Source organism: Actinophytocola sp., assembly GCF_035942955.1.
Taxonomy (GTDB): Bacteria; Actinomycetota; Actinomycetes; order Mycobacteriales; family Pseudonocardiaceae; genus DASYTH01.
The window spans coordinates 1-11906 of sequence record NZ_DASZCQ010000272.1 but is presented as its reverse complement, the minus strand read 5'-3'; the positions used below and the strand labels follow the sequence as shown (position 1 = coordinate 11906).

Below are 11906 nucleotides of genomic sequence, written 5' to 3'. Positions count from 1 at the left end.
GCGCGGGCAGGGCGCGGCGCTGCGGTGTTCCTGCGGCGCTGCGGTGTGCCGGGCTCGCGGCCGATCGGTCCGCGCCGGGCCGTGATCACCACCGCGCCGTCGCCCCGGGTTCGACCGTGGTCTTCGGCTCCGGAGAATGTCGAGCAGCGCCGCCCGCACCGTGGGCTCACGGCGCCCCGCAATGGAATTGCAATCGGGGTGCGGAGGCTGTGCGGGGAATGGCTTCGGGTGGAGGGAGCTCTGGTGATCCGTTGGCAGCTCAGATGCGCGGCGGTGCTGGTCGCGAGTGTGACGGTGGCGGTTGAGGTCGTCGTGGCGCCGCCGGCCGCGGTGGCGCAGGTGCGGAACCTGGAGGTGGTGTCCGAACTGTCGCCCATCGGTCCGGAGAACAGTAAGACCGTGTCGGTCGACTGCCCGGAGGACAAGGTGGTGATCGGGGGTGGCGGGTTCGTCAGCCCCGCGACCGAAGAGTCCCATGAGGTCCTGCTGACCGCACTCGTGCCGCAACGGACGCGGTACACGGCCACCGGCGAGAAGCGGGTGCCGGGCACGAGCACGAACTGGGTGGTGCGGGTCATCGCCATCTGCGGCACCGAGCCGGCCGGCTACCGCATCCGTCCCACGACGATGCGGACCACGAACCCCGAGCTTTCGGTGACCTCGCCGTGCCCCGGCCAGCAGGTCGCCGGCACCGGCGCCGCGATCTCCGGGGCCTCGTTCGGCGAGGCCAGGCTGCAGACGGTGACGCCGCAGCGCGCCGTCGACGGCGCCTTCGCCGAGGCGACGCTGCTCAGCGTCTTCCGGCCCACCTGGTCGTTGACCACCCATGCGGTATGCATGGACCGGCAGAACGCCTTCTTCGTCGACTTCGAATCGTCGCCGCGGACCTCCGACGCGGTGAAGAGCGAGAGCGTCACCTGTGACATCGGCGCGTTGGTCCACGGCGCCGGGGCCCGCCTCGACGCCCCGCCCGGCGTCGCCATCGCCGGCATCATCCCCACGGTGAACCTACGCACGGTGTCAGTGTTCGCCGTCGAGTCCGTCGCCACCTCCTCGACATGGCGCATCTTCGCCGAGGCAAACTGCGGCGCGTAGCCAGGAAGCCCAGCGGCGCCGCCCTGCGGCGTCGTCCCGCGGCGACCCGGCTCGAGGATGGCTTGGGCGACGGCACCTTCGGGCAGGGCTACCGTGCGGTGTGGCGTTCGGCTGGGCCGGGCACGATGAAGGGCTCCCGCCGTGGAGCCCTTCATCGCTTTACACCCCCGGATTCAGCTCATCCCTTCTCGCGCTGGAAGGCTTCCTCGAACTCGGCCTTGACCTTGTCGCCGCCCATCTGCTTCCAGTTGCGGACGGCCTCGTCCCAGAACGAGATCGGTTTGCGGCCGGCGATGATGTCGTTCTGGGCGTCGTTGATGATCTGGCCGAGTTGGCCCTGCTTGCGGGACCAGGTGTCGGAGAACAGGCCGATGGAGGGATCGCGCATGACGGTGGGGATGATGGACTTCTGGTATTCGTAGGACGCGCGGGACGCCTCGGGCTGGCCGGGGACGAAGATGACGTCGGGCGCGTCGACGAGGTACCGGATGCCGAGCACGGTCTGGCTCGCGCCGGCCTGCGTCAACGCGGGGCTGCCGTCCTTCATGACGTAGTGCGTGCCGGCGACGCCGAACCGGCGGAACAGCCACTCCTCGGAACCGAACGGGGCGGCCAGCCAGTTGGCAATCTTGAGCAGGTAGCGGATGCGGCCCTCGTCGGCCTTCTTGAGCGCGGTGAAGTTGTTCGTCGGCGCCGCCCCCCAGGTGCTGGCGAACCCGCCGCCGTCGTACTTCGGCGGGCGCATGCCGCCGATCTTGAAGGCGGGACCGGCGATGTTCTCGGCGAAGTACTGGGGCCACGCGGTGTAGCGGTCCTCGATGAGCACGGCCTGGCCGGAGTTGAACCACTTCTTGACCGGCGCGTTGCTGGCGGTGCTGTCCGGGTGGATCACGCCGTTCTTGTTGAGCGCGGCGGCGTCGGCCACCGCCTGCTTGGCCTGCTCCATCTCGTAGCCGCTGGTGAACTTGCCGCCCTCCTCCTTCCAGCGCCACGGCAGGCCGAGCGTCTGGCGGATGAAGTCCAGGGGCGGGCGGGCGAACGCCCAGCGGCTGGCCGACGCGTTGGTGACGGCCTTGGCCATCTCGCGGAACTCGGCGAAGGTCGCCGGGGTTGGATTGGCGCCGAGTTGGGCGAACAGGTCGTCGCGGCGCATCATCAGCGTGCCGCCGACCCCGCGGTGCACCGGCAGCCCGTAGATGCCGCCGTTGAACCGGCATTCCTTCCAGGCGTCGGTGGGGATGTTGGCCAGGAAGGGGTATTCCTTGACCGCGTCGCCGGACAGGTACGGGGTCAGGTTGGCGCACTTGCTTTCCAGCCAGGCCGGCAGGTTGGCGATTCCGGACGGCATGCCGTTGGGCAGGAACAGCGCCGGGACGATGAAGTCCGGCAGGTCGTCGCCGGCGACCAGGGCGGCGAACTTGGTCGCCATGTCGGCGTTCGGCGTGATCGTCAGCCGCAGGTCGACGTTCATCCGCTTGTTCAGCTCCTGCCAGAACGGGTTCTGGCCGACCGCCGGCGGTAACGGGGAGCCGGTCAGCACGAAGCCGGACACCGGACCGCCGTCGCCGGGCGGGGAGTCGAACACCTTCAGCGGCGGATCGGGGTAGCGGACGAACGCGTCCAGCAGCCCCTGCTCGTTGCCGGGCAGGTCGGGCTTGATCCGGTCGAACTTCTGGTACGTGGGGAGCTTGACGGCCGCGGACTCGGCGTTGTTTCCGGTCGGGGCCGAGTTGCCGCAGGCGGCGAGAACGCCGGGGCCGGCCGCCGCGAGGGTGGCCGTGGCCAGGGTGCCCGTGAGGAACCGCCGGCGGTCGATGGGTTGGTTGCGCATGAGGATCTCCTGACGGGTCAGCCCTTGATCGCGCCGATCAGCACGCCCTTCGTGAAGTGCCGTTGCACGAAGGGAAAGACGATGAGGACGGGAACGATGGAGAGTACGAGGATGGCCATCTGGATGGCCTCCTGGGGTGGGATGTTCTCGCCGGCGGCGCCGAGCTGGTCGACGCCGAGCTGGGACTGGTTCACCACGTAGGTGCGCAGCACGAGCTGCAGCGGCACCTTGGCGAGGTCGTTGATGTACAGCAGCGCGGAGAAGAACGAGTTCCAGTACGCGACGCCGTAGAACAACGCGATGACGGCGAGCACGCCCTTGCTCAGCGGCAGCACGATCCGCCACAGGATGGCGAAGTCGCCGGCGCCGTCGATGCGGGCGCTGTCGATCACCTCCTCGGGCAGCTCCATGAAGAACGCCCGCAAGATGATCACGTTGAACGCGTTGATCATCACGGGGAGAAAGAGGGACCAGTACGTGTCCAGCAGGCCGAGGCTCTTGACCATGAGGTAGCTCGGGATGATGCCGGGGGTGAACAGCAGCGCCAGCAGGATGATCATCAGCAGCGGCCGGTGCGCGAAGGTGCCCCTGCGGCTGAGCCCGTAGGCCAGCAGCGTGGTCGAGATCAGGCTGAACGCGGTCCCCATGACGGTGACGAACACGCTCACCATGACCGCCCTGGTCACCAGGCCGCCGGACAGGATCGCCTCGTACGCGGCGAAGCTGACCTCGTCGGGGAACAGGACCATGCCGCCGGAGTTGGTGAGCTGCTCGCGGGTGGCCAGGCTGGTGGAGATGACCGTGAGGAACGGCACGATCACCACCGCGCAGCAGGCGAGCAGCACCACGCCCTTCACCGCGCGGGCGGCCCTGGTCGGCGGGCTGACGCCGGGTGCGGTCATTTCTGGTACACCCCCTGCTCGCCGAACCGGTGGGCCAGCCGGTTGGCCCCGAGCACGAGCAGCAGCCCGACCAGCCCCTTGACCAGACCCACCGCGGCGCTGGGGCCCCACTCGCCGTCGACGACGCCGTTGTTGTAGACGTAGGTGTCCAGCACCTCGCTGGCGTCCTTGCCCACCGCCTGCTGCTGCAGCACGATCTGCTCGAAGCCGACCGACAGCGCGTCGCCGAGTCGCAGGATCAGCAGAAGGATGATCAGGCTGCGCAGGCCGGGCAGCGTGACGTGCCACAGCTGCCGCCACCGGCCCGCACCGTCCACAGCGGACGCCTCGTAGAGCGTGGGGTCGATGCGGGCGAGGGCGGCCAGGAAGATGATCGTCGCCCAGCCGGCCTCCTTCCACAGCACCTGCCCGGTGATCAGCGCGAAGAACGCGTCCGGGTTGCCGATCACGCTGACCGTGCCGAGGTCGTAGTCGCGCAGCATGTTGTTCATCAGCCCGGCGTCGCCGAGCATGAACTGGAAGATGGCGACGACGATCACCCAGGACAGGAAGTAGGGAAGGTAGAGCACGCTCTGCACGAACCGCTTGAGCCGCTCGGACAGCAGGCTGTTGATCAGCAGGGCCAGCCCGATCGGCACCGGGAACACGACCACCACCTGCAGGATTGTGATGATCAGCGTGTTGACCAGCGCGTTGAGGAAGGCCGGGTCCCCGTTGACGATGATCGCGAAGTTGGCCAGGCCCACCCACGGGCTGTCGAGGATGCCGATGAACGGCTGGTAGTCCTTGAACGCGATGACGTTGCCGAGCAGCGGCACGTAGTGGAACAGCAGCAGCGACGCGATGCCGGGCATGGCCACGAGCAGCAGGATCTTGTCCCGGCCGAGCCGCTGGCGCCAGGTCATGCGGCGCCGGTCAGCCACCCGTCCTCGCGGCGCCGGCGCGGAGGGCCGGGGCCGGGCGATCGCCTCAGCGGCTCGTGCCAACGTGGCCTTCCGGAAATTTCGGTACGTCTCGGTAATAGTGGGGGCTTAGGCTGCAGGCTACGACCAGGCAAAAACACGGTCAACCCCTTGATGAAAGGCCTTTCCCGGGGCTACGTTGAAGCCCATCTGCCAGCGAACTTCCGGAAGAGTATCGAAACGATGCCGAACGACGACGAGAGCCGGGGCAGCAGCATTACGGGTGACAAGTCCGTGCTGGTGACGGGGGACCTGGAACCGTGGCAGGACCGCCGCCTTCCGGCCAAGGAGCGGGTGCGCGACCTGCTCGGTCGGATGACCGTGGCGGAGAAGGTCGCTCAGCTGTACGGCGTATGGGCCGGGGTGCCGCGCGACGGCGACGACGTCGCGCCGTTCCAGCACGAGCTGATCGAGGACGTGGACTGGCCAGAGCTGATCAGGTTCGGGCTCGGCCAGCTCACCCGGCCGTTCGGCACGGCGCCGGTGGACGCCGCGGTCGGCGCCATGGCACTTGCCCGGATCCAGGGCGAGATCGTGGCCGCCAACCGGTTCGGCATCCCGGCCGTGGCGCACGAGGAGTGCCTGTCGGGGTTCATGACCTGGGGCGCCACCGTCTACCCTGCGCCGCTGGCCTGGGGCGCCAGCTTCGACCCCGAGCTGGTCGAGCGGATGGCCGCGCACATCGGCGAGGCGATGCGCGGGTTGGGCGTCCACCAGGGAATGGCGCCGGTCCTCGACGTCACGAGGGATCCGCGCTGGGGGCGCACCGAGGAGACCATGGGCGAGGACCCGTACCTGGTGGCCACCGTCGGCACCGGGTACGTGCGCGGCCTGCAGTCCGCCGGGATCATCGCCACGCTCAAGCATTTCGCCGGCCACGCCGGATCCCGCGCCGGCCGGAACATGGCCCCGGTCGGGATCGGCCGCCGCGAGCTCGCCGACATCCACCTGCCGCCGTTCCTGCTCGCGGTGCGCGAGGGCGGCGCGCGCTCGGTGATGCACTCCTACTCCGAGGTGGACGGCATGCCGCCGGCGGCCGACCACGATCTGCTCACCGGGCTGCTGCGGGAGACATGGGGATTCGACGGCACGGTCGTCGGCGACTACTTCGGCGTCACGTTTCTCGAGGCGCTGCACCACATCGCGGGCAGCAAGGCCGACGCCGCGGGGCTGGCGCTGGCCGCGGGCCTCGACGTCGAGCTGCCGACCGTGCACTGCTTCGGCGAGCCGCTGCAGGCCGCGATCCGCGCCGGCACCATCCCGGTCTCGCTGATCGACACGGCCGCCGAGCGGGTGCTGCGGCAGAAGTGCGAGCTCGGCCTGCTCGATCCGGACTGGCGCCCGGTGCCGCCCGCGTTGGACGCCGTGGCCGGGGCCGACGGCGACGTCGGCCGCAAGGTGGAGGGGACCATCGAGCTCGACCCGCCGGCCGCCCGCGCGGTGGCCCGCGAGCTGGCCGAGGAGTCGGTGGTGCTGCTGGTCAACGACGGCACGCTGCCGCTGCACCCGGACCGGCGGATCGCGCTGGTCGGCCCGCAGGCCGACACCGTGTCGGCGATGCTTGGCTGCTACACGTTCCCCAGCCACGTCGGTATCCAGCACCCCGAGGTGCCGCTGGGCGTGGACATCCCCACGCTGCTCGAGGCGCTGGCCGACGAGCTGCCGTCGACGCCGATCGACCACGCGGTCGGCTGCGACATGCTCAGCGACGACACCTCGGGCATCCCGGTCGCCGTCTCGGTGGCCGAGCGGGCCGACGTGTGTGTCGTGGCGCTCGGGGATCGCTCCGGCCTGTTCGGCCGCGGCACGTCCGGGGAGGGCTGCGACGCGGAGGACCTGCGGCTGCCCGGGGCGCAGGAGATGCTGCTCGAGGCGGTGCTGGACACGGGGACCCCGGTGGTGCTGGTGCTGCTGTCCGGCCGGCCGTACGCCCTCGGCCCGTTCGCGGATCGGCTGGCCGCCGTGGTGCAGGCGTTCTTCCCCGGCGAGGAGGGCGGTCCGGCGGTCGCCGGGGTGCTGTCCGGCCGGGTGAACCCCTCCGGCCGGCTGCCGATCGGCGTCCCGCGCGACGGGCGCACCCAGCCGGCGATGTACCTGTCCCCACCGCTGGCCCAGCGCCACGACAGCAGCAGCGTCGACCCGACGCCGCTGTTCCCGTTCGGGCACGGCCTGGCCTACACGTCGTTCGAGTGGACCGACGTGCAGGCCGACGGCCGGACGCCGGAGCCGGGGGAGCGGCTGGTGACCGGGACCGACGGCTCGCTGACGGTGTCGGTCCTGGTGCGCAACACCGGCGAGCGGGCCGGCACCGAGGTGGTGCAGCTGTACCTGCACGATCCGGTCGCGCAGGTCACCCGGCCGGTGGTGCGCCTGATCGGGTATGCCAGGGTTCGGTTGGAACCCGGTGAGTCCCGGCGGGTCGGGTTCGGCGTGCACGCCGACCTGTCCGCGTTCACCGGCCGCCGCGGCGCGCCCGTGGTGGAGGCCGGTGACCTTGAGCTGCGGCTGTCGTCGTCGAGCGTGCGGGTGCGGCACACGGTCGGTCTCCGGCTCGTGGGGGAGGAGCGGGTGGTCGATCACCGCCGGCGGCTGACCGCCGACGTCGTCGTGGAGTGAGCCGGTGCGGACCTTTGACATCGCGATCGTGGGGACCGGCGGGATCGCCGCCGTGCACGCCGATGCGATCCAGCGGCTCGGCGGGCGGGCGCGGATCGTCGCCGTGGTCGATGTCGAAGCGCTTCGACTGGAGGAGTTCGCGGCGCGGTGGGGCGTGCCGCGGCGCTACGCGAAGCTGAACGCGATGCTGGCCGGGGAGTCGCCGGACGTGATCCACCTGTGCACGCCGCCGTGGCTGCACCGCGAGCAGGCGATCGCCTGCCTTCGGCGCGGGCACACGGTGTTGTGCGAGAAGCCCCCGGCGCTGAGCCTGGCCGGGCTGGCCGCGATCGAGGGCGCCGAGAGCGCCGGGCGCGGCCGGTTCGCCACGGTGTTCCAGCACCGGTTCGGCGGCGCCGCCAGGTCCCTGCGCCGGCTGGTCGGCGATCCCCGGCTGGGCCGCCCGCTGACCGCGGTGTGCAACACGCTGTGGCTGCGCACCGACGAGTACTTCACGGTGCCGTGGCGCGGAAAGTGGGAGACCGAGGGCGGCGGTCCCACGATGGGTCATGGGATCCACCAGTTCGACCTGCTGCTGTCGATCCTCGGCCCGTGGCGCCAGGTCGTCGCCGTCGCCACCCGGCTGGCGCGGCCGACCGCCACCGAGGATCTGTCCTGCGCCATCGTCACGTTCGACAGCGGCGCGGTCGCCACGGTGACCAACAGCCTTCTGTCGCCTCGCCAGACCAGCTATCTGCGGTTCGACTTCGAGCACGCCACCGTCGAGCTCGAGCACCTCTACGGTTACGCCGACTCCGACTGGACGGTCACCCCCGCGCCCGGCCACGAGGAGGAGGTCACCGCCGCGTGGGAGGCCGGGTTGACCGGGGTGTCCAGCGGGCACGCCGCCCAGTTCACCGCCGTGCTCGACGCCATCGAGGCCGGCGCCGCGCCGCCGGTGACGATCACCGACACGGCCGCCACGATGAAGTTGATCGCGTCCATCTACGCGTCGGCGTTCACCGGCACCTCCGTCGCACGTGGCCAGATTGGCCCGGGATCCCCGTTCTACGAACGGATGGACGGCACCGGCGCCCCGTGGCCCGCTGGCGATCGCTCCACCGTCGGGAGCCGGCCGTGACCGAGCCCGCGCCCGCCGGCCTGCACCTGATCCACGAGCACGACCGCGCCCTGCGGATCTCGTACCGCTCGCAGGAGCTGCTCCGCTACGTCTACCGTCCGTGGGATCCTCAACTCGAGTCGCCGCGCCCGTACTTCCACCCGCTGCGCACCCTCGGCGGCGATCTGGTGAGCCTGTTCCGGCCGCACGACCACGTGTGGCACCGGGGGATCGCCTGGTCGCTGCCCAATGTGGGGCCGGCCAACTTCTGGGGCGGCCCGACCTACACTCGCGCGGCCGGGTGGTACGAGCAGCTGCCCAACAACGGCTCCATGCGGCACAACGCCTTCGAGCGGTTCTCGGTGACCGACACTGTGGTCCACATTGGACATAGTCTGGACTGGATCACCGAGCAGGGGGAGACGTGGTTCGCCGAGCGGCGGCGGTTCACGGTGACCGTGGACGACGGCTCGTGGACCCTGGGGTTCGCCACCGGGCTGACCAACGTCAGCGACCGGGAGATCGTGATCGGCAGCCCCACCACGGAGGGGCGGCCCAACGCCGGCTACGGCGGGCTGTTCTGGCGGGGCCCGCGGTCGTTCAGCGGCGGCCGGGTGTACGCCCCCGGCGTGTCGGGCGGGGACGAGCTGATGGGCACCCGTGGCCCGTGGTTGGCTTTCTGCGGCCGGCATGACGACCACGGGCGGTCCTCGACCCTGGTATTCGTTGACGCGCCGGACAATCCGGGCCACCCGACGAAGTGGTTCGTGCGGTCCGGGGTGTACGCGTGCCTGTGCCCCGCGCCGTTCTTCGACAAGGAGGTCCCGGTCGCGCCGGGTGGCACACTGTCCTACCGGTACGCCGTGGTGGTCGCCGACGGAGACCCCGGAGTGGACGGTGCGGAGCTGCTGGCGAAGGCGGGGCTGGCGGGGTTGGCAGCCCTCGGCGATGGGTGATCACCCGAGCACGAGCGGGAGCTTCGCGGCCAGCCCGCCGAGCTCGGCCCGCTGCGCGCCGGTCGGGGCCCGCCGTCCGGTGCCGATCAGCAGCGCGTCGGTGTCGGAGAACGACGCGGGGAACGCTGCCCCGGCGATTGTTTCCAGCATCTCGCGGGACCGGGCCAGGCCCCCGGCGGGCGGCTGCGCCGCGCCGGGCAGGTCCGCCGCGTCGGGCAGGTGCGCGATCAGGTCGAGGTGGTGCAGCGTCCATTCCAGAACGTACGCGGCGAGGTAGTCGCCCGCGGTGAGCACCTGGCCGCGGGTGCGGACCCGCATCGCGGGGTCGGCGAGCTCGGCGGCGCGGCCGGCGGCGGACCCTACGTCGTCGAGGTGGAACTTCATCAGCCGCGGCTGCTCATATGCCGCGGCCAGCCGGACGATCAGCGCGTCGAGGGGGTCGTCGCCGGTCGGTGGCGTGTCGGTAACCTCCCAGTAGGTCACCGCATCCCTGGTCGGCTCCGCCTCCGTCGGTGTCACCAGGGTGATCAGGACATCCTGAGCGTCCACGATCAGGTGGCACACCAGATCACGCACGAGCCAGCCGGTACACCCGGACGGGCGGGCGAAGTCCTCGTCGGGAAGCTCGGCTACCGTTGTGCGCAGGGTCGTCCACGACTCTGAGAAGAGGTCCACGGCGGTAAGGTAGCGTGGGCTTTCGTTGTTGGGTGGCGGTTTTTGCTTTCGGCCGTTCCCGGCTGCGTCGGAACGCCGGGGTGGTCCCGTTGTGCTTGCTGGGCACGGCGTTCCGTGGCACGGCTGTGGACAGGGGGCCGGTACAGGGTCGCGGGGCAGCCCTGTCCACAGCCGTGCACCGGAGTCGGTTTCCCTCGGCTAGGGGGGCCGGTCACGTGGCCATGACCGGGCAGGTGTGGGTGCGCCGTGGGCGGGGCTGGTGGCGAGGGTGGGTCGCGCGCCTGTGGACAGGTGCCCCGTACAGAATCGCGGGGCCCGCCCTGCCCACAGGCGCGCTCAGTCTTTAACAGACTTTTCAAAATCTATGAAGAAAAGAAAGTTAGAACGGCGGAGGATCCGGGTCCAACTCGCTCGGTACGGTGACAGGCTCCGGCTCCACAATGTGCGCGAACCCCAGTGGGCTCGTCCACTCCAGCCGGTCCCGGCCAAGCGTGCGGACCTGCCAGCCGCCGTCGTGTTTGGCGCGGTGGTGCCGCCGGCACAGGCACTGGCAGTTCTGATCACAGGTGGCGCCCTGGGGCCAGGGGATGCGGTGGTCCACATCGCACTGCCGGGCGCGACGGGTGCACCCCGGATAGCGGCAGGTGCGGTCCCGCACTTGCACGAAGGTCTTCAACCACTGCGGTGGCGTGTAGCTCGGCGAGGTGAGATCGACCACGGCGCCGGTGTGGGGGTCGGTGCGCAGCCACCGCCAGCTTGTTGCTTCGGCGGCCAACTCTCGAGCCGCTTGCGCGGTCACGGGAAGCCCGTCGACCTCCGCCGGGTGCGGCGCGGCACCCGGACCAGGCATGGTCAGGTGCACCTCCACCACCCGATTGCTGCCGGTGTCGGTGCCGAACAACAAATCTAGGGCGATGTCGGCCTCGATTTGCTGCAGCGTGCGGGGTTCGTTGCCCAGCGCCTTCAACGCCCGGGCCCGGTCGGCGATGACCGCGGCGGCGGTGGCGATGTGCTCGGCGCTGTGGTGGACGGTCAGCGCCGCCATCCCCGGCTCGGTGGGGTAGGAGTCCACCCGCCGCCCGCGCACCCGTTCCTTGCGGCGTTCCTCGGCGCCCTCCGGGTCGACCGCCAACACTGCCTTGGCCAGCGTGTGGCGTAGCTGGGTGGGGGTCTGCTGGCCGGCCTTGTCCAGCACTTGGGCTTCCACGGCCAGGGCGTGGTCGTCGGACAACTCGGCCACCGCGTCGGCGATCAGCTGGGCCTGGTACTCCTCGATCCACCCCTGATCCAACGCCGCCAGGGTTTGCGGCAGGCGGTCGACGAGGGTGCGGGCGAACTTCAGGCGGCGTTGGGCGGCGCGGTCGGAGATGTGCAGTTGGGTGGCCACCTCCAGGTAGGCAAACTCATCACCCTCACTGGCAGCGGCGTAGGCGGCCAACTGGCGCAACTGGACAGCCTGGTAGTGGCCGATCAGGACACCGGCCAACGCCGCGTCCCCGAGGAGATCCCGAGGCTCGGTCGCGGGCTGGTGGTCCTGGATGACGAGCACACCGACACGCTAGCCGACCCCACCGACAATTCCGGGCCACCAAGGGCTTGATCAACAAAATTGGTGGAAGATCCTTTTTGGAGCGTGTCTCGCGTGGGTTCGGTGGTCTTGCTGTCACGTTCTTTGAGTGGTGGTTGATCGGTTGTCGGTGCGGTGGGTGCCGGATGAGTGGTGGGCGTGGGCCCAGCCGCTGATTCCTCGGTGTGACTGCGCGGCCGCCA

Annotated in this window: 9 protein-coding genes; 4 read left to right on the top strand and 5 right to left on the bottom strand. The window is 70.4% G+C overall.

The genetic code is table 11. The features are described from left to right. The first annotated feature begins 243 nt into the window (after nucleotides 1-243). Nucleotides 244-1095 carry a hypothetical protein gene (locus VGX25_RS27625; protein ID WP_326920839.1) on the top strand — a complete coding sequence of 284 codons (852 nt, stop codon included), beginning with the start codon at nucleotides 244-246 and terminating at the stop codon, nucleotides 1093-1095. A 178-nt stretch (nucleotides 1096-1273) separates the two neighbouring features. On the opposite strand, the gene VGX25_RS27620 is transcribed toward VGX25_RS27625, so the two are convergent. From VGX25_RS27620 to VGX25_RS27610, 3 genes are read right to left on the bottom strand one after another with little or no spacing between them, the layout of a single operon-like run. Further along, the gene (locus VGX25_RS27620) at nucleotides 1274-2926 is read right to left on the bottom strand and encodes an extracellular solute-binding protein (RefSeq protein ID WP_326920838.1); all 1653 of its coding nucleotides are present in this window, start codon (nucleotides 2924-2926) and stop codon (nucleotides 1274-1276) included. A gap of 17 nt (nucleotides 2927-2943) precedes the next feature. After that, complete coding sequence (locus VGX25_RS27615) at nucleotides 2944-3828, bottom strand: carbohydrate ABC transporter permease (RefSeq protein WP_326920837.1); 885 nt, start codon at nucleotides 3826-3828, stop codon at nucleotides 2944-2946. Then, nucleotides 3825-4751: an ABC transporter permease gene (locus tag VGX25_RS27610; RefSeq protein ID WP_326920836.1), complete on the bottom strand. Its 927-nt coding sequence runs from the start codon at nucleotides 4749-4751 to the stop codon at nucleotides 3825-3827. The genes VGX25_RS27615 and VGX25_RS27610 overlap by 4 nt, the downstream gene beginning before the upstream one ends. Nucleotides 4752-4973: 222 nt before the next feature. On the opposite strand from VGX25_RS27610, the gene VGX25_RS27605 reads away from it, so the two are divergent. Genes VGX25_RS27605 through VGX25_RS27595 form a run of 3 tightly spaced genes read left to right on the top strand, consistent with a single transcriptional unit; the run spans nucleotide 4974 to nucleotide 9461 of the window. After that, the gene (locus VGX25_RS27605; RefSeq protein WP_326920835.1) at nucleotides 4974-7406 is read left to right on the top strand and encodes a glycoside hydrolase family 3 N-terminal domain-containing protein; all 2433 of its coding nucleotides are present in this window, start codon (nucleotides 4974-4976) and stop codon (nucleotides 7404-7406) included. Nucleotides 7407-7410: 4 nt separating this feature from the next. Then, a complete protein-coding gene (locus VGX25_RS27600) occupies nucleotides 7411-8526 on the top strand; it encodes a Gfo/Idh/MocA family oxidoreductase (RefSeq protein ID WP_326920834.1) in 1116 nt (371 codons plus the stop codon). Then, the gene (locus tag VGX25_RS27595; RefSeq protein ID WP_326920833.1) at nucleotides 8523-9461 is read left to right on the top strand and encodes a PmoA family protein; all 939 of its coding nucleotides are present in this window, start codon (nucleotides 8523-8525) and stop codon (nucleotides 9459-9461) included. Before VGX25_RS27600 ends, VGX25_RS27595 begins: the two co-directional genes overlap by 4 nt. Here the strand turns inward: VGX25_RS27595 and VGX25_RS27590 are convergent, their stop codons facing one another. Together VGX25_RS27590 and VGX25_RS27585 are read right to left on the bottom strand one after the other, a co-directional pair. Then, entirely contained in the window at nucleotides 9462-10136 is a 675-nt protein-coding gene (locus tag VGX25_RS27590) for a maleylpyruvate isomerase N-terminal domain-containing protein (protein ID WP_326920832.1), read from the bottom strand. 379 nt (nucleotides 10137-10515) lie between these two features. Further along, nucleotides 10516-11685 (bottom strand): HNH endonuclease signature motif containing protein, encoded by a 1170-nt coding sequence (locus VGX25_RS27585; protein ID WP_326920831.1) that lies wholly within the window; start codon nucleotides 11683-11685, stop codon nucleotides 10516-10518. Nucleotides 11686-11906 lie beyond the last annotated feature (221 nt).

Bases quoted from the DNA above. Each gene is read 5' to 3' on its own strand.
- VGX25_RS27620 (WP_326920838.1), bottom strand. From the start codon at position 2,926: ATGCGCAACCAACCCATCGACCGCCGGCGGTTCCTCACGGGCACCCTG.
- VGX25_RS27615 (WP_326920837.1), bottom strand. From the start codon at position 3,828: ATGACCGCACCCGGCGTCAGCCCGCCGACCAGGGCCGCCCGCGCGGTG.
- VGX25_RS27605 (WP_326920835.1), top strand. From the start codon at position 4,974: ATGCCGAACGACGACGAGAGCCGGGGCAGCAGCATTACGGGTGACAAG.